This window comes from Fibrobacter sp. UWB10, assembly GCF_900182935.1.
Taxonomy (GTDB): Bacteria; Fibrobacterota; Fibrobacteria; order Fibrobacterales; family Fibrobacteraceae; genus Fibrobacter; species Fibrobacter succinogenes_O.
In genome coordinates, this window is sequence record NZ_FXUE01000001.1 from 287,295 (window position 1) to 305,517 (window position 18,223).

Annotated in this window: 17 protein-coding genes; 15 read left to right on the forward strand and 2 right to left on the reverse strand. The window is 50.4% G+C overall.

What is annotated here, in order from left to right; genetic code table 11:
* The first annotated feature begins 536 nt into the window (after window positions 1-536).
* Window positions 537-2,846 carry a DEAD/DEAH box helicase gene (locus QOL41_RS01215; RefSeq protein ID WP_283428308.1) on the forward strand — a complete coding sequence of 770 codons (2,310 nt, stop codon included), beginning with the start codon at window positions 537-539 and terminating at the stop codon, window positions 2,844-2,846.
* A gap of 9 nt (window positions 2,847-2,855) precedes the next feature.
* Here QOL41_RS01215 and QOL41_RS01220 read toward each other — a convergent pair whose 3' ends face one another.
* Entirely contained in the window at window positions 2,856-4,115 is a 1,260-nt protein-coding gene (locus QOL41_RS01220; protein WP_283428309.1) for an NOT2/NOT3/NOT5 family protein, read from the reverse strand.
* Between the two features lie 51 nt (window positions 4,116-4,166).
* Between QOL41_RS01220 and QOL41_RS01225 the strand changes: the two genes are divergently transcribed.
* The 5 genes from QOL41_RS01225 to QOL41_RS01245 all read left to right on the forward strand — a co-directional run bounded on the left by QOL41_RS01225 (window position 4,167) and on the right by QOL41_RS01245 (window position 8,694).
* Window positions 4,167-5,036, forward strand: coding sequence for a nuclease-related domain-containing protein (locus tag QOL41_RS01225; RefSeq protein WP_283428310.1), 870 nt, complete (start codon window positions 4,167-4,169; stop codon window positions 5,034-5,036).
* A gap of 44 nt (window positions 5,037-5,080) precedes the next feature.
* Complete coding sequence (locus tag QOL41_RS01230; RefSeq protein WP_283428311.1) at window positions 5,081-6,352, forward strand: M16 family metallopeptidase; 1,272 nt, start codon at window positions 5,081-5,083, stop codon at window positions 6,350-6,352.
* A 44-nt stretch (window positions 6,353-6,396) separates the two neighbouring features.
* Window positions 6,397-6,855: an RrF2 family transcriptional regulator gene (locus QOL41_RS01235; RefSeq protein ID WP_283428312.1), complete on the forward strand. Its 459-nt coding sequence runs from the start codon at window positions 6,397-6,399 to the stop codon at window positions 6,853-6,855.
* Between the two features lie 187 nt (window positions 6,856-7,042).
* Window positions 7,043-7,969 carry a cysteine synthase A gene (gene cysK, locus QOL41_RS01240; RefSeq protein WP_283428313.1) on the forward strand — a complete coding sequence of 309 codons (927 nt, stop codon included), beginning with the start codon at window positions 7,043-7,045 and terminating at the stop codon, window positions 7,967-7,969.
* 95 nt (window positions 7,970-8,064) lie between these two features.
* The gene (locus QOL41_RS01245; RefSeq protein ID WP_283428314.1) at window positions 8,065-8,694 is read left to right on the forward strand and encodes an HAD family hydrolase; all 630 of its coding nucleotides are present in this window, start codon (window positions 8,065-8,067) and stop codon (window positions 8,692-8,694) included.
* Here the strand turns inward: QOL41_RS01245 and QOL41_RS01250 are convergent.
* Window positions 8,691-9,860, reverse strand: coding sequence for a TraB/GumN family protein (locus tag QOL41_RS01250; protein ID WP_173653517.1), 1,170 nt, complete (start codon window positions 9,858-9,860; stop codon window positions 8,691-8,693). The two genes, QOL41_RS01245 and QOL41_RS01250, sit on opposite strands and share 4 nt — an antisense overlap.
* 120 nt (window positions 9,861-9,980) lie before the next feature.
* Between QOL41_RS01250 and QOL41_RS01255 the strand changes: the two genes are divergently transcribed.
* The 9 genes from QOL41_RS01255 (at window position 9,981) to QOL41_RS01295 (ending at window position 18,223) form a co-directional block, all read left to right on the forward strand.
* Window positions 9,981-10,592, forward strand: a complete 612-nt coding sequence (locus QOL41_RS01255) for a hypothetical protein (RefSeq protein WP_283428315.1) — start codon at window positions 9,981-9,983, stop codon at window positions 10,590-10,592.
* Entirely contained in the window at window positions 10,592-11,041 is a 450-nt protein-coding gene (locus tag QOL41_RS01260; protein WP_283428316.1) for a hypothetical protein, read from the forward strand. The genes QOL41_RS01255 and QOL41_RS01260 overlap by 1 nt, the downstream gene beginning before the upstream one ends.
* A 24-nt stretch (window positions 11,042-11,065) precedes the next feature.
* Window positions 11,066-11,734, forward strand: a complete 669-nt coding sequence (cmk, locus tag QOL41_RS01265) for a (d)CMP kinase (RefSeq protein WP_283428317.1) — start codon at window positions 11,066-11,068, stop codon at window positions 11,732-11,734.
* Between the two features lie 35 nt (window positions 11,735-11,769).
* Entirely contained in the window at window positions 11,770-13,536 is a 1,767-nt protein-coding gene (rpsA, locus tag QOL41_RS01270; RefSeq protein WP_283428318.1) for a 30S ribosomal protein S1, read from the forward strand.
* A gap of 88 nt (window positions 13,537-13,624) precedes the next feature.
* Window positions 13,625-14,815, forward strand: coding sequence for a hypothetical protein (locus QOL41_RS01275; protein WP_283428319.1), 1,191 nt, complete (start codon window positions 13,625-13,627; stop codon window positions 14,813-14,815).
* A 3-nt stretch (window positions 14,816-14,818) separates the two neighbouring features.
* Window positions 14,819-15,517, forward strand: coding sequence for a hypothetical protein (locus QOL41_RS01280; RefSeq protein WP_283428320.1), 699 nt, complete (start codon window positions 14,819-14,821; stop codon window positions 15,515-15,517).
* An 8-nt stretch (window positions 15,518-15,525) separates the two neighbouring features.
* On the forward strand, window positions 15,526-15,939 hold the full coding sequence (locus tag QOL41_RS01285) for a DUF6567 family protein (protein ID WP_283428321.1): 414 nt from the start codon (window positions 15,526-15,528) through the stop codon (window positions 15,937-15,939).
* Window positions 15,940-15,957: 18 nt separating this feature from the next.
* Entirely contained in the window at window positions 15,958-17,274 is a 1,317-nt protein-coding gene (locus tag QOL41_RS01290; protein ID WP_283428322.1) for a bifunctional phosphopantothenoylcysteine decarboxylase/phosphopantothenate synthase, read from the forward strand.
* Window positions 17,267-18,223: a hypothetical protein gene (locus QOL41_RS01295; RefSeq protein WP_283428323.1), complete on the forward strand. Its 957-nt coding sequence runs from the start codon at window positions 17,267-17,269 to the stop codon at window positions 18,221-18,223. The genes QOL41_RS01290 and QOL41_RS01295 overlap by 8 nt, the downstream gene beginning before the upstream one ends.

Below are 18,223 nucleotides of genomic sequence, written 5' to 3' on the forward strand. Positions count from 1 at the left end.
CTATATGGGGTTCCTTTTTGTTTTAACGCAAGTTGGGATGAGAACCCTCGGAGAGGGTTCGATTAACTGCGCGAAAGCGAAGCGAAGCGAACTCAGCGCAGTTAAGGATTACGGCCAAAGGTCGTAACCCGAAGGGCAAAGCTTGAAACGAAGTGAAAGCTTTGTTCCATCCCTCTCTCGTATTGAGAGGGGGATGCCTAGCGAAATAAAATGAGCTTGTAGTCCAAACCCGCTCTTGTTTTGAGAGAAAAAGCGTCGGCCAAGGAAAGGGAGGGTGCAGGGAGGGAACCGTGCGGCCTTCGCAACTCCGAGCTGGGTTCCCTCCCGCAACAATACATTTTTACTAAAAAATTTCACGCCCTTTAAAAAGGGCCATCTTATTTCTACATTTGGCCGCAAATCCAACAAAACGGATCCAAAAAACTTCAGGTTTATAAGCGCGAGTGCGCTTCGGGGCTTTTCAAGGTTCAAGACTGAACCAATCGATAGTGCGGCATGGGCCGTAGATGAAGTTTACGGGTCCCTGAAGGTGCATTATGACGAAGAATACTGAAGAACGTATTCCTGAAGAAGCTATTGACCCCAAATCCAAGATTGCTCGCGAAGCAGACGCGTTTTTGAACGCTATTGCAGGCGGTGCCGACGAAGACGAAGCTGACGAAGCAGCGTTCCTGGAACTGAACCCGAACGGTGTGGTCGTCGACGAAGAAGGCGACGTGCTCAAGAAGGGCAGAAAATCCGCCATCGAAGTCGGCACAAAGGTCGAATTTGAAGAAGGCGAAGTCGAACAGCCCGAGGAAGACGAAAGCGCCGAAGATTACGCCGAATCTAAAAAGAGTTGCGCAGAACCGGTAGTCGCTGAAGAAACTCCGGCCCAAGAAGAAGCGGCAGAAGAGATTGCTGAAGATTCCTCCGACGATTCTGACGAAGAACCGGGCGACGAAGCCCTCGTAACTTTCGAAGACCTCGGACTTGCAGACGAAGTTCTTGAAGCCATCAAGGCACTGAACTACGAGACGCCCTCCCCCATTCAGGCAAAGGCCATTCCGGCCCTTTTGCAGGGAGGAAACTTACTCGGTACGGCTCAAACCGGTACTGGAAAGACCGCCGCATTCTCGCTCCCGCTGCTTTCGAGACTCGACTTTAACGGTCACGAGACCTCGATGCTCGTGCTCACACCGACCCGCGAACTCGCCATTCAGGTGGCCGAAGCCATTCAGCAGTATGCCGCCAAGATGCCGAAGGTGCATGTGGTTCCGGTTTACGGCGGACAGGACATCGCCGTACAGCTCCGCGCCCTCAAGCGCCAGGCAAACATCGTGGTTGCCACTCCGGGCCGCCTGATTGACCATATTAAGCGCGGCTCCATCGTGCTTTCGGGCGTAAAGGCCATCGTTCTCGACGAAGCCGATGAAATGCTCGACATGGGATTCATGGAAGATGTGGAAACAATCCTCAAGGAAATCCCGGCAAGCGCCCAGCGCGCCCTCTTTAGCGCAACCATGCCTAAAGAAGTCAAGAAGATTATCGAACAGCACTTGGGCGAATACGAAGAAGCCTGCATCGAAGGCAAGACGACGACTGTCGAAAACATCCGCCAGCGTTATTTGCTCGTAAAGAACGAGCACAAGATCGAAGCCCTCGCCCGCGTGCTCGAAGGCGAAGACTTTGACGGCGTACTGATTTTCGTGCGCACCAAGCAGAACACCACCGAAGTCGCCGAAAAGCTTGAAAGCCGCGGATTCAATGTGGCCCCGCTCAACGGTGACCTTGCCCAGTCCATGCGCGAACGCACCATCAACCGACTCAAGATGGGCAAGCTCGATATCGTTGTCGCCACCGACGTGGCCGCCCGCGGAATCGACGTGGACCGCATTACGCATGTGGTGAACTACGACATTCCTTACGACACCGAATCTTACGTGCACCGCATCGGCCGTACGGGTCGTGCAGGCCGCAGCGGCAACGCAATCCTCTTTATCACCCCGCGTGAAAAGAAGATGCTCAAGATTATCGAAAAGGCAACCCGCCAGCCCATCGAAACGATGGAATTGCCGACCGCCGAAATCATCAGCGCAAAGCGCGTCGCCGCCTTCAAGGATAAAATCAAAAGCGTTATTACCACTGGCGAACTCGACAAGTTCAAGGAACTTGTGGAAAGCATGGTCGCCGAAAGCGCTACAGAAGGTTCTGAACCGCTGACCGCCGCAGACATCGCTGCCGCCGTTATCAAGATTTGGCAGAAAAAACAGCCGCTGTTCCCGGAACTCAAGCCGCTGGACGCTCCGCGTGAACGCCGCGAACGTAACGATAACTTTGGCCTTGACCGCGAAGAAAAGAGCCGACTCCGCAAAGAACGCAACGAAGGCGCGAACGGCGTCGAAGAAGGCTACCTACGCTACTACTTGGGCGTGGGCCGCCGCGACCACGTGACGCCGCGAGACATCGTAGGCGCCATTGCCGGCGAAGGCAACATCAGCAGTTCCAACATCGGGCGCATCAAGCTGTTCGACAAGTTCAGCACCGTAGAACTCCCCGAAACCATGCCGCAAGAAGTCCTCGACATTTTGGCCGACATGACCATTCGCGGAAACGAATCCAGATTCCGTCTGATGACTGATGAGCCGCCTACCGGCCCCGCACCCGGAACCCGCCCGCGCGCGAGCCGCGAAGACCGCCGCAGTTTCCACCGCGGAGAAGGCCACAAGGAATTCGGCGACCGCCACGGCAAAAAGTTCGGTGACAAGAAGTTCGGCAAAAAGGAAGACCGATTCCACAAAGACCACGACGAGCGAAGCTTTGGCGACAAGCCCTTCCGCAAAACTCGCCGTTTCGGAAGAGTGTAATTCTCTAAATCACTTGAACACGTTCAGCCTCGAAAGAGGCTGGCGGCCTTCAAACGAAATTCCGATACTGAACTGATTCATAAAGGCACGACGTTTGCGGTTCTTTATCGGATCGTCAAATTTGAATGTCTTTACTAGCCATTGCAACTTGGGGACGATATACGCCATATCGCCAAGGGGCAGTCTTCGCAAGGCCTGAACGCCACCCATGAAAGCTAGGCTCATGATGGAATCTTCGCCTACATAAATTTCTTCAAAGCCCAAGCCCGCAAGAACATCAACAGCATATTCGTCATTGAACTCAAATGTCGGCCCAATCATGGCATCCAATCCCGCAGCAGAAATACCATTCGCCACAAGGATATCCGCTTGAATTTGAAAGACAAAACGATAGACTTGAACGCGTCCATTAGGAAGAGAGAAAGTAAAAGTTTCATCGATGGGGTCGAGAGATGAGCTTTTTACAGTCTTCCCCACCGAAAGCCCTACACCAAGGGAAAGCACCCCACTCTTTTTATCGGCGTTGTACAACTCCGAAACGATATTTTCGTTAATCAAAGCATTCAATGCGTTACGGTAACGGCTATTGGGATACCGAGCTAGAAAGTTGTCACGGGCAACTAACAACCAGCTGTAATCAAATTCGTAATAGCTGTCACGCTCATAGGGACTTTCTTTCTGAATCCAGAGCATTGCCCATGATGCAGCCGCATCGGCAGCAATTGTAGAGGGTGCTAAAGCAACTTCTCTTGCCACATCAGCAACAGTACCTGGAGAAACCCGATACCTAAGCATATATTCAAGGAAGCCGCCCGTTGTTAGTCTAGAACTTGTCTGTAAAGAAGTCTTTTTCGCTAATGCATAGAATCCGTCGTACTTTGCAATAATGTAATCCAAAACTAGGTTATAGGCGGCATTGTCTTCTACAGTCAGTTTACGGCCATCGACTTCACGGCCTTCAAAACCAAAATATCTTGTGCTCACCTCAGGAACAGCACCAGAGCCTTCACGGTTGGTAGAATAAAGTTTCCCAGCCTTGTAAGTCAGCCCCTTTTGTTTAGACTTGTCTTTGCACAATTCATTCTTAACTTTAGGAGCATTTTCTACCAAGTAGTCCAACACCGCAGGGACCTTAGACAACTCAGGCTGAACAAAATGGTCCAAAAGGAAAAAGTCAAATTCGCAAACATCCTCAGCCCAAAGAGGGGCAACCCCAATGGTCAAGCCAAGCACAGAAAAAAGAATAATTGATTTGATACCCTGCAACACAATAAATAAAATAAAAAAAATTTTCCCATTTAAAATTACTATACTTGCGGCATGACTTTTTCGACTCTTATCGGCATTGTTCTGTTGCTCGCCCTTGTCTTTTTTAAGATTAAGGGCAAAACGCCGAAGAAGAATCCGAAAATGTACCATGGCGATGGTCGCCGAAAGACTTTCCGCGACTTTGAGCAGGAACGCCGCAAGGGTCTGAGCGATGGAATTCGCGGGCTGGACAAGCCTTTTGAATTGGGCGGTTACGGCATCACGCATGCGCCTACCCGCAGCGAAAACTTCTTTAAGCCGGACCCAAAATTCAACGACGAGCGTATTGCAAACGACCCGCGAGGTATTTTTGGCGAAGCGGCCATGATGGCATTGACCGCACGCGTCTGCGACACCGACAAGCGCCGTTATGTGCTAATGCGAAACCTTTACATTCCGGCCCGAGCAGGCTACACCGAAATCGACGCATTGCTTTTGCACCAATCGGGCATTTACGTTCTTGAAAGCAAAAACCTTTCGGGCGAAATTGCAGGCGACCTTGAAAGCGAACGTTGGAACCAGCATTTGAACGCAAGTACCGAGCATACGTTCCATAACCCGATTCGCCAAAATATCGGACATATTTTAGCACTGGAACATTTCCTCAAAATCCGCCATGAGCAGGCACACTTTATCTCGTTCGTGGTATTCAGCGACCGCTGCACCTTACGAAAAGTGCCCAAGGATAACGAATTCTGGAGTATCGTTCACTGCAGCGAACTGCAAGACGCCCTACTCAAGCGCATCACAAGCCGCAAGACCATTTACACTATGCAACAGCTTGAAGACTTTTATTATAAATTGCAAGGTTGCATGAATGTGAGCGAAGAAGTGAAGGCAAAACATAGGGAGTATGCGAACGCAAGAGGAAATAAGACATAGATCCTTCGACTTCGCTCAGGATGACACTTAAATAACAACTAGCTATGAAACAGATTGTAAAGAAAACTACCCTCGATAACGGAATCACTATTTTAACAGACTACATGCCGCATGCTTATTCGGTTGCGGTTGGCGTCTGGGTGCCGCGCGGATCGCGTCACGAATCGAAAGATGAATTTGGCCTGAGTCATTTTTACGAACACCTGGTATTCAAGGGAACCGAAAAACGCAGCGCCCTTGAAATTGCCCGCGCTATCGAAGACAAAGGCGGAAACCTGGAAGCCTACACCACCCGCCAAGAAACGGGATTCTACGCGCAAATTGAACGCAGCCACTTGCCGCTCGCCATCGACGTGATTGCAGACATGCTCATGCACCCACGCATGGACAAGAAGGAAATGGAAAAAGAACGCCGTGTGATTATCGAAGAAATCCACAGCTACGACGACATTCCCGAAGAAATCGTGGGCGACGTCTTTAACGCCATTCACTTCAAGGGATGCGGCATCGCCCATTCCATTACCGGGAACATCAAGCAAGTCAAGGCGCTCACCCACAAGCAAATGCTCAAATACAAAGAGCAAGTCATCAACGAGATTCCGCTCTTGATTTGTGCCTCAGGCAAGGTGAATCACGAAGAACTAGTCGCCCTCTGTGCCGAAAAATTTGCCGAAAAGAAAGTGAACGGCACCACGCCCACCGACATTTACAAGGCAAGCAATAGCGTCAAAGTCGTACAAAAGCAAGACATTGCACAGTCAAACCTTTTCTGGGGTTTAAGCTTTGACCGCAGCCTGATGGATGAACGCGCCCGCTGCGCCCTTTCGCTCTTTAACGTCGCGATGGGTGCGGGCATGGCTAGCCGCCTATTCCAAAAAATTCGCGAAGACAAAGGCCTCGCCTACTCCGTGTATTCAACCGCAGACGTTTACCTCGACTGCACCGACTGGGGCGTATCTCTTGCCACAGAGCCGCACCAGTTGAACACGGCTCTCGAACTTTCTCTCAACGAAATCAGAAGTTTCTTGAAGCGCGGATTCAACAAGGGTGAATACGAACGCACCAAGACCAATATTCTGGGCGCCATGTACTTGGGTGCCGACAGCCCCGAAAAGCGCGTTGTCCGCATGGCCGAACAGGTGCTGCACTTGGGCGAATTCCATACCATGGAACAATCCGAAAAGCTAATCCAGTCTATGCCCGAAGATGAAGTTGTCGACATCACGAACCGCCTGTTTGCAGCGGCAAAGTTCTCGGCAGCAGTAATCGAGCCTGCAAGCAAGAAAAAGACGCAAATCCCGGTGCATTTTTTCTAAGGCCCACAATTAATTCCTATTATTTAGGAAAATAAGGTATCATTATGAGAATTTCTACCAAAGGCCGCTATGCGCTCCGCGTCATGATTGACCTTGCTCAGCACAGCAAGGACGAATACGTGAAGTTACAGGAACTTGCCGAAAGGCAGCAAATTTCTGAAAAATACCTTGAAGGCATTTTAGGTTCGCTCGTTCGCGGGAAACTGCTTACGGGCGCCCGCGGCAAAGCCGGCGGTTACAGGCTCAACTGCGAACCCGCACAATGTAGCGTGTGGCAAATCCTTTCGGTTGTAGAAACATCCGTTTCTCCCGTCGCCTGCCTTGACGAAAAGGAAAACACCTGCGATCGCGCCGACATCTGCATTACGCTCCCGGTGTGGAAAGAGCTCCATTCCATGATCAGAGATTACCTGGACGGAGTCAAGCTAGACCAATTTTTGCGCAATAGCCCCAAGGCCAGAGGCAAAATTCCAGGCGGGAAAAACTGGAATTGCGGATTATAGCGCATTCTAGCCACATTTCCGACCGCCAGTCATAGTTTAAAACTATTAGTAAGAAGATTGTAACAAAATAATTTCACGCAAGCCTTTGTTTCCCTATTGTTTTGATAGGAATATTATACTATTTTATTTCTAACTTTTCAGTGTTAAATTCAAACAGCGTCCGCGACGCAAAAAAAAGGATTTCTACATGTCAAAGATCTACACCTCTGCCGACCAGCTCATCGGTCACACCCCGCTTCTCGAACTCACCCATATTGAAGAAGGCCTTGGAGCCAAGATTCTCGGAAAGCTCGAATACTTTAACCCCGCCGGTTCCGTGAAGGACCGTATTGCAAAGGCGATGATTGACGAAGCCGAAAAGAGCGGCAAGCTCAAGAAGGGTGCCGTGATTATTGAACCGACTTCGGGTAACACCGGTATCGGTCTTGCATCTGTCGCTGCAGCACGTGGCTACCGCATCATCATCGTGATGCCCGAAACCATGAGCGTGGAACGTCGCCAGATTATGAAGGCTTACGGTGCAGAACTCGTGCTGACCGAAGGCGCCAAGGGTATGAAGGGCGCAATCGAAAAGGCCGACGAACTCGCCAAGGAAATTCCGAACAGCTTTATTCCGGGCCAGTTTGTGAACCCGGCTAACCCGGCCGCCCACAAGGCAACCACCGGTCCCGAAATCTGGGAAGACACCGATGGTAAGGTCGATATCTTTGTAGCCGGTGTCGGTACTGGTGGTACGGTGACTGGCGTAGGCGAATACCTCAAGTCCAAGAACCCGAACGTGAAGGTTGTCGCTGTCGAACCGGCAAGCTCTCCGGTGCTCTCCAAGGGGACTGCAGGCGCCCACAAGATCCAGGGCATTGGCGCAGGCTTTGTTCCTGAAACCCTGAACACCAAAGTTTATGACGAAGTGATTGCTGTCGAAAACGAAGCCGCATTCGAAGCCGGCCGCGAAATCGGCAAGACCGAAGGCGTGCTCGTGGGCATTTCTTCTGGCGCCGCTCTCTGGGCCGCCAAGGAACTCGCGAAGCGCCCGGAAAACAAGGGCAAGACGATTGTCGCGCTCCTCCCGGATACCGGCGACCGTTACCTTTCTACCGCCCTCTTCGCAGAATAAGATTCACAAAGTAACACCTCAACTTTGTTTATAGAGAATGGCTTCTAGCAAAATTCTAGAAGCCATTTTTATATTTTTGCGGCGCACGGTAAGCTATGGCATACAAGAACTTCATCTTTGATTTAGGCGGAGTCATTCTCGACATCAACATGCAGAAAGCCCTTGACGGCTTTGCTGCACTCGGACTCCCCGAAAGCGAACTTCGCTTTGATGTAGGCGAAGCCGCCGACTTGATGCACCGTTACCAACTCGGACATTTTACGACCGATGAATTCTGCAGGCGCCTTGCCACCAGGTGCAATCCGGGCACAACCCCCGAACAAGTTGCTCACGCCTGGAACAGCATTTGCCTTGGCATCCCCAAACGAAAGCTGGACGCCATCAAGGCTCTCAAGCAACGTGCAAACGTCTACCTGCTCAGTAACACCAACGACCTGCACTGGCAATATTGCCTAGACCATTGGTTCAACGCAAACGGGAACCGATGCGAAGATTTTTTCGACAAGGTTTTCTTGAGTCAAGAAATGCACCTAGAAAAACCGCACGCCGAAATTTTCGAACAAGTTATTAAAACCATCGATGCAGGTCGCGGCTCAGAGACATCGGACACAATCTTCCTCGACGATAACATCGATAACGTAAATGCCGCAAAAAATTGCTGCATTCAAGCGGTGCAAATCACACCCGATTTCGACTGGGTCGATTACCTTAAAGCGCTAGATTAAAACGCCTGGTAAATCTTGAAAATCGCGAGAATCTTTCCGATAATCGCAGGAATACCCGGGCACAAGAAGCAGAGAATCACGCGCGTCACGCGGTTTTTCCACCAGCGCTTAACCTGCCAAATGTCGTCGGTCAAAGTTTCCATTTCAGACACTCGCGGCGGGCGCATGTATACCTGCGTAAGTGCGGTAAAGAACCCGACACCAATCAGCGGAGTAAGACCTGTAAACGGAGCTGCGATTAGCGCCACCAAAACCGTAAGCGGATGACCACCAGCAACGATCGTGCCAAGCATGGCTCCACCGCCAGTAAGCATCGCCCACTGCAAGCTAAGTTCGCCGGCCTTTTCGGCACCGGTATGAACACCGACAGCGATAATGCTTGCAATAATGGCAACCGGAATTGCCCAGCCGATAATTTTCCAAATCGGAGCGCTCTTCGGAATCACGCTAATGGATTCTTCGCTCGGGAGTTCACGGTCTTCTTCGATAATGTGAGCAATGCCGTTCATGTGGCCTGCACCCACGACCGCCACAATCTTTTTGCCCGGAGCATTCTTGATTTTGCTTGCGAGGAACTGGTCGCGTTCGTCGATAAGCACCTGTTTGACTTCGGGGAACGACTTTCCGAAATCCTGCATCATGGCGCTCAAGGCATCTTGTTGCTTTATCTTGGCCAAGTCTTCTTCGCTGACTTCGGTCTTGTCGAAAATGCTTGCAATGAGTCCGCCCAAGAGGCTCAGCTTGCGGTACCAGGGCGTGCATGCCCAAGTGCGCTTAAGGGTAATCTTGATATCGCGGTCGGCAAGCACCAGTTCGGAATTCTTTTCGGCGGCGACATCGACCGCTTCCTTGAGTTCTGAGCCCGGCTTTACGCCAGTTTGGGCGCCCATGCGCTTTTGATAAGACCCGAGCACCAAGTTTGCAATTAGCGTCGCCAGTTGTTTTTTCTTGATAACTTGTTTTAAATCAGTCTTTTTCCAGCGGTCCGGGTCCTTGATAGAATTCAAGCGTCCTTCGTCCAATTCAACACAAACTGTATCCGGTGATTCCGCTTCAATAGTCGCCCGAACCAGGTCCTTGGAGGCCTGCGAAATATGGGCGGTACCAATTAGAATAATTTCTCTATCGTCTTTTTTAATGCGGTAAATGTCTGATTTTTCGTTCATCGGACTAAATGATAGCAAGAAAATGGCTTGCAAATTGAAAAAAAAACTTCTTTTTTGTTGACTTTATCAAAAAATGTTTATATTTATATAGAATTTTCGTTTTTTCGGAGGTTTGGCCTTATGAAAAAAATTTTGGCATATCTTTCTTTGGCAGCATTGGTTCTGACCGGCTGTGCAGGTTCTAGGTCTGATGACCCGGAAGCCCTGGACAACGCATTGGTCGGATTCACGTCTTGCGTGCAGGGTTCTCGCTGGCAGGAAGCTCTTGAATACGTAACACCGAGCGAAGCCGATGTTATCGCTACCTCTGACGGTTACGAATTCAAGGATGAATACAAGACTGCCGCCCGCAGACTTCCGCTTTCGACACTCCGCAGAGCTGGCCTCCAGGTTGATGGCCGCGGTCGCTTGGTTGGCATCAAGGACGCCATGGACGAAGCTAATGGTCGCTACGTGATGTCCGAAGATCAGGCCAAGGTTGGCACCAACCTCAAGCAGATGGAAGACGAACGCGTGAAACGCCGCATTGAACAGGGTCAGAAGATTCTTCAAGAAGAAGAGGAAGAAGCTCACCAGGAACAAGAAGAAATCGTCTATTCCAACAAGCTGACCGACGAAGAAAAGCGTAAGTACGGCAGCACCCGCGACTTGCAGGCTCCGGAAGCTTACGAAGACGAAAGCACGCAGGAAGCTGAAGAACAGCTCTACGGCGGCGACTACGAAAATCCGTAATGATTAACGTATTCAAAAGTTTTTCGAAAACGGCGCTATTCAAGGCGTCGTTTTTTGCAGTATTATTTTGCCTAGCAGCCTGCGACCTTGGACCAGACCCAGCTGCAGACGGAGCTAGGTTCAACAAGCGTTTTCACTATTACTACACACAGGATTGCGATTTTAACGCATTTGAGGCATACAACTGCGGTCCGATTCATTCCATTAGTCCTTCGATGACCGTCAGCCTGCGAATCGACAGCGACGGATTGGCCACTTTAAGCCTCGATGGCGACTACTATTATTATCTTGCATCGGAATACACCGAAGGCTACGACCCGGAATATGGTAGATATTACAACTTTTATCAAGATGATGATGAACTGACCGTCTATCAAGACGGCTATACCTTGGCATATTGGGACAATAATCACAGTATCGTGACTTATTACTATTACGACCTGTACTAGATTTTTCTATCTTTTGCCCCACTCATGAGCAATTCTGAAAATTTTGTCATCGCCCTTGATGGCGGTTCGGGTACCGGCAAGAGTACCACTGCAAAAATCGTTGCAAAGACTTTAGGTATTACCTATTTGGACACGGGTGCCATGTATCGCGCCGTGACACTTGCCGCCCTCGACGCAGGCCTCGCAGCCGAAGAAGGCCCCGCGATGGACAAATTGCTCGAAAACCTGACCCTCGGGTTCGATTCCGAAAATCACATCCTCATCAACGGTGTCTGCCGCGAAAGTGAAATCCGCGGCATGAAGGTGTCGAGCAACGTGAGCATTTACTGCGCACTCCCGTCGGTCCGCGCCGCCATGACCAAGCAGCAGCGCGAAATCGGCAAGAAGCAGAGTTGCATTCTGGATGGCCGCGACATCGGTACGGTCGTCTTCCCCGATGCCAAGTACAAGTTTTTCATGGTCACAGACGTTAAAGTCCGTGCCGAACGCCGCTACAAGGAACTCCTTGAAAAGGGCGAAAAGGTAACGCTCGAAGAAGTCCTCAACAACCTGGTCGAACGCGACCGTCTGGATTCTTCGCGCGCTACCGCCCCGTTAAAGAAAGCGGACGACGCTATTGAAATTGACACTACACACATCTCAATCCAACAACAGGTTCAAAAGATTCTCGACTACGTAGGTGTAGTGGCGTAGCCTGAATCCTTTGTTCCGCAACCCAATTAAACAATATGTCTCAAAATCTCAAATTCGGTACCGCTGAAGATCTCGCTGAAATCCTCGCCGCTCAGGGCGAATGCAGCCCCGACTTCCGTAAGCAGAACGCTGACGTTTACGCCGGCATGGATTGCCTCGAACAGGGCAAGCTCGTCACTGGTAAGATTAGCCAGGTGAACGACCAGGAAGTCTTGATCGACGTGAACTACAAGTCCGAAGGTGTCATTGACCGTGCTGAATTCAAGGACACGGACTCCCTCGAAATCGGTTCCGAAATCGAAGTGTTTGTCGAAAAGCTCGAAGATGAAGACGGTCGTCTCATCTTGTCGAAGCAGAAGGCCGACTTCGTGCGCGTGTGGGATCGCATCCACGCTGCATTCGAAAACAACGAAGTCGTGCGCGGTACGCTCACGAAGCGTATCAAGGGCGGTGTGGTTGTCGACCTGTTCGGCATCGACGCCTTCCTCCCGGGTTCCCAGATCGACCTCCGTCAGATCCCGGACATCAACGCCCTCATCGGTCAGGATTTCGACCTCAAGGTTATCAAGGTCAACAAGGCTCGCCGCAACATCGTCGTTTCTCGCCGTGTTGTTCTCGAAGAAGAACGCAACAAGCAGCGTGGCGACGTTCTCGAAACTCTCGAGAAGGGTCAGGTCCGCAAGGGTATCGTCAAGAACATCACCGACTTCGGTGCATTCATTGACCTCGGCGGCGTAGACGGCCTCCTCCACATCACCGACATGAGCTACAAGCGCATCAACCACCCGACCGAATTGCTCCAGCTCGGCCAGGAAGTCGAAGTTATGGTTCTCGACTTCAACGACAAGAAGGAACGTATCTCTCTCGGCATGAAGCAGCTTAAGCCGCATCCGTGGAAGGATATCGCCGAACGTTATCCGGAAGGCGCTATCGTTAAGGGTAAGGTTGTTTCCATTACCGATTACGGTGCATTCGTTGAACTGGATAGCGGCGTCGAAGGCCTCATCCACGTTTCCGAAATGTCCTGGACTCAGCATGTCAAGCACCCGTCCAAGATCCTCACCGTTGGTCAGGAAGTTGAAGCTGTCGTGCTCAAGGTTGAAGAAGATGCAGAACGCATCTCTCTCGGCATGAAGCAGCTCGAATCTGATCCGTGGGATTCTATCGAAACCGAACTTCCGCCGGGTGCCCGCGTGGTTGGTGAAATCCGCAACATCGCTTCCTTCGGCGCATTCGTCGAAATCAAGGAAGGTGTTGATGGCCTCATCCACGTTTCCGACATGTCCTGGACCAAGAAGATTACTCACCCGAACGAAATGGTCAAGAAGGGCGACAAGGTTGAATGCGTCGTGCTCGCTGTCGATAAGGAAAAGCGTCGTATTTCCCTCTCCATGAAGCACCTCACCGAAGATCCGTGGGATACCATTGATTCCACCTACCCGGTGAACAGCGAAGTGAAGGGCAAGATCGTTCGCATGCTCGACCGCGGCGTCGTGGTTGAACTCGCTGACGGTATCGAAGGCTTCATCCCGGTTTCCAAGCTCACCGCTGAATACATCAAGGTTCCGGCCGATGCATTCAAGGTTGGCGACGAAGTTCCGGCTGTCGTGACCGAAATCGATCAGAACAATCGTAAGATCTTCCTCTCTGTGGTTGACTACTTCAAGAACCGTGAATCCGCTGAGCTCAAGGCTTGGATGGACTCTCACAAGCCGGGCGAATCTGGCACCACCATCGGTGAAGCTACCGCCCCGAAGAAGAAGAGCTCCAAGAAGAAGGCTGACGCTGAAGCCGAAGCTTAATTAGCTTCTTCAAAAGCACAAAGCTTTAAGGAATCCCGCGGGTAACCGTGGGATTTCTTTTTTCATCAATCTTTCTATCTTGTTTTTTATGAGATGTTTGTTACAGCGTAGTCTGATAGCCCTGTTTTTTGTTTTCTCTACCGTTTCTTTTGGCGCAGACGTTAAAGTTTTACCATTGAACGCTCCGAACTTGCCCAATGAGAAATTGTATGCAACAATAACGACCCAGGTATTGAATGCAGTCCAAGAAACTGGAAACAGATCGGTAGAGAATGCCGACTATGCTTTGCGAGTTACTGTGCTGAACCCCAAAGGATTCCTGATGGTAGGGGCCGAAGTAAGAGGCGTAAACTCCTTTTATAAAAAGGAGAGTGTCAACGTAAGCAATGTATCCATGTTGAACGACGGTCTCAGACAAATTATTGGAGCAGTGTTAAAAGACATTCCAACAGCATCTGATGTTGATGAAGAGAGTGAAGTTCCTAGTATGGAGCCTTTGGTAAAGGTGGACACCGTAACAAAGAGGGATACCATCACCAGAGTAGACACTATCGTAAAGGTTGATACGATTGCGAAAATCGATACTATTATCAAGGTTGAAACCATTACAGTTGTGGACACCATTGAAAGAGATGAAGCCAATCTAGTGAAAAAATCTAAGCATTACATTATGGTTGGTTTTTCATTTGCGAATCTTTTCTTTTTACGTGAATACACAGAGCACTATTTGACAGCTTCACGAAGTTACAACAGCAATTATAATAGAAGATATGACATTTACAACACCGAAAAAATTTATACCACCGAAGAACAGGAACGCAGCAACCAACTCAATTTGGGTTATGCATACGAAACTCCGATAAACACAAGATTGTCTAGAGTGTATTCTGCCGACTTTGGTTTTAACAATACGGATTGGTTCCTTGGTTTTGCGGGCAACTTAAAATTTGATTTGATAAAAAAACATCCCCTAAGAAAATGGAACCTGTTTATTCAAGGTGGGCTTGGCCCCGTCTTTGCTTATATAGGCACCTTTACTGCTGATAGCTGGGATAATGTTGACGCAAGCAATGCGATTAAAAGTTTGGGCCACGAAATAGAAGCATCTTTTCATTTAGGGGCAATCTCTAACATTGCTTTAGGATTTGATTACAACATTAAGGGAAAATCGAAACTGGAATTTGCCGTAAGAATTGAGCAGGCTTGGATGGATTTTTTGGATAAGTTGAGTGGCAACAGAATGTTTGCCATAACCCCTTACGTAGCCTATGGATTCTAGAACATGAAGCTGCTGTTTGGATTGTTGTTTGGATTGTGCCTATATGGTTGTGGTGATATAGAATCACCCCAATCCGTAAGCAAGTATATTGAAACCGTTGATGCTAACGGCGAAGTGTCTACAATTGAATCTTCTTCCAGTTCGCTCCGAATAGAAAGTTCATCTAGTAGTGTTTGGTGGTATTACTCTTCTTCAAGTTATTCTTCGCATTATTCGTCATCTTCTTATTTTTCTTCATCCTCTTATTCCTCCTCATCTTCAGCCAAGTCCGCCTATCTTTCTGAAGAAAAGCAGATGGAACTGACTCTTACCTACTACCTCCAGCTGAAATCCTATGAAGGAACATCAAGCAAAATAGACGGTGACCCCATCATCTATTTTAATGTAATTGCAATCGACTCCACAGGTGACACCCTAACGACTATAAAGACATCGAAGATTTTCAACAGCAAGTCGGACAAGACAAATATTTCTACGTGGAGCGGGGATTCCAGCGTGGTTTTGACCATGCCTTACAACACTTACACCATTTCAGTATGTCCGATTGTTTATGACTACGATCCGCTTTCAAATGACAAAATGTCGTCGGGTTATTGCTATATTCGTCAACGAGTCGGCTTGTTGGAATCAAGAGATAAGGTTTATCAGGAAGACAGCTACGCCACCTATTATGAACTAGAGTGGTACTGGAATTTATATTGAGAGGTAATATGAAAAAATTACTTTTATTGCTTGTTTTGGCAATCCTGTCTGCATGCACGACCCAGAAGGAATCGTTTCACACATACAACGAGTTTCAAACAAACGTAGTTCTATCAGAAGCAAATTTTGTTGTTGTAAGAAATGTTGAAGCCAAGGCATCCCGTTGTTTTAATAGTGGGATTGCTCGAAACCAAGCCATTGAAGAATTATTTAAAGTGGCTGATTTGAAAGGCTCTCAAACAATCGCCAACATTACCGTATCTCAGTCAGAAGGTACTTTCTGCGATAAGGCCAAGGCATTTGGAACGGTGATTGAATTCGTTGAACCCGGCAAAGGGAAAAAGACAAATTCCCAAGCAAACACAAATAATGGGGACTCCGCTTGCGACAAGGCTGTATGGGGCGATGCTTGCGGTGACTAATTTTCTATCTTGCATCCTATGAACCTCGCTGGAAAGAAAATCTTGCTCGGAGTCTCGGGCGGCATTGCCGTATACAAGAGCTGCGAGCTGTTGCGCCTGTTGCAGAAGAAGGGCGCCGAAGTACGCGTATGCATGACCGATGCGGCCACAGAATTCGTAGCGCCGCTGACTTTTGCAAGCCTGAGTAAATGTCCTGTGTACCTGAAGAACGGAGCCGTCGAGGCGCGTCCCTTCCAGCATATTGATTTTCCGCGCTGGGCAGACCTCTATTTGGTGGTGCCCGCGACCGCGAACGTCATCGGGAAATTCGCCTGCGGTATCGCCGACGATCCGGTGAGCCTTTGCTTTATGAGCTGCACGTGTCCGCGCGTAATTGCGCCCGCGATGAATGTGGCAATGTACAACTCCTCCGCCGTAAAACGCAACCTCGAGATTTTGCGCGGCTTTGAAGACACGACCGTGCTTGAATCGCCTGCAGGGGAACTCGCCTGTGGTGAAATCGGACAAGGTCGCCTGATGGAACCGGCTGAAATTGTGAAGTATTTAGAAGGGGCAAGTCTGCCCCTCGCTGCATCCGCATGCGCGTCTTCCGCTACCCCATCTCCTAGGGGCACGGCCCCTAAAACCCCCGCGCCAGCATGTCCTGTTGCACAAGATGTCCCGCCGACACAAGATGCAAGCCTTCCTGGCTACGGCAAGAAGGTTCTCTTGACTGCAGGCCGTACCGAAGAAGCAATCGACCCGGTACGCTATATCAGCAATCGCAGTAGCGGCAAGACCGCTGTGGCACTCGCCTCGGTATTCTACGCCAACGGTTTTGAAGTCGAAGTTGTCGCAGGCCCGATGGAAGCGAAGTTCCCGGGCGGAGTGAAAGTGACTCGAGTGACAAGCGCCCGCGACATGCACGACGCAGTCCTTGAACGAATGAAGAGTGCAAGCGCGCTCGTTCACTGCGCCGCCGTTGCCGACTATCGCCCGAAAGTGGCCGCCACCGAAAAGATTAAGGATAGCCGCAGTCAGCTGATTCTGGAGCTGGAACCGAACCCGAATATTTTGCGAGACAGCGTCGCCCAAAAACGCGACGACCAAGTGATTGTCGGATTCGCACTTGAAACCGATCACTTCGAAGAACACGCCGCCGAAAAGCTTGCAAAGAGCGGCGCCGACGCATTGCTTTTGAACGCCCCTGTAGCCGCCGACTCTGGCTTTGGCCGCGACTGCGTGCGGTTCGCCTTGGTGGAAAAGGGCAAGCCCGTTCCACAGCTCGCCATGGGCGAGAAGGTCGATTTGGCCGAGACGATTTTGAACTTTTGCCTGGAGCGCCTGAATGGCTGACGAATTTGACTTTAGCGAACTGCGCAACTACCTTTCAGGACAAATCGACCTGGGCGAAGCGGAACTCTTGCTAGACGAGCCATGGACTCTCACACGCAAGCCAGCTGTTCCTGGTGCGCCCGCGCCCACCGCGACTCGCCCTATTGCACCGAGTCATGTTCCGCCAACTCCGGCCGCAGCCTCCGCGGCACGCCCGGTGCCGCGCAACCTGCCGCCTCAATTCCCGAACAGCTCGGCTCCCACAGCAGGATCTGCACAGGCCCCGATTCCAGACACTACCGGATTTGCGCCTTCGCTCTTCGGCGCCGTCGATTCCAAGGCAACCACCATTCCGGCAGCCAACATGCCGACAGCACGCACAGTCAAGCGCGCCGCCCACGCCTTCGAATCAGTCGATTCTCTTGATGCATTCTACGAATCCATCAAGAGCGAAGCCATGTACGCCAAGGAAGCCGCACTCGCCCGCTATGTTGGTCCCGCCAAACCGAAATTGCTTTTCCTGCTCCCCGCCATTAAAATGGCCGAAGCAGCCAACATCTCGGCCACAAGCACCGACGTATTCTTCGGAACACCCGTTGGCGAAATGCTTTCGCGCCTGTTCGCAAGCTTAAGCATCGAGCAAAAAGACATCGGCATCACGTACTTTTTCAAGTCCACCGAGCGCCCGCTCGCGCCGCTTCTCGAAGCCGCACTCCGCAAGATGCTTACCAAGGAACTCAGCTTTATCCAGCCCAAAATCATGGTGACCTTCGGGCAGCCGCTATTCTATCAGGTATTCGGCAAGGGCAAGAACTTCGACGAAAACGCCGGCACAGCCATGGACTTCGCTGGCGTCAAGAGTGTCGCTCTCGTAGACCCGTACGCCATGGTAAACGACAAGCAGATGAAATGGCTCACCTGGAAGGTTCACATCCCGCGCAGCGGCATGTTCACCATCGCCGCCAAGTAG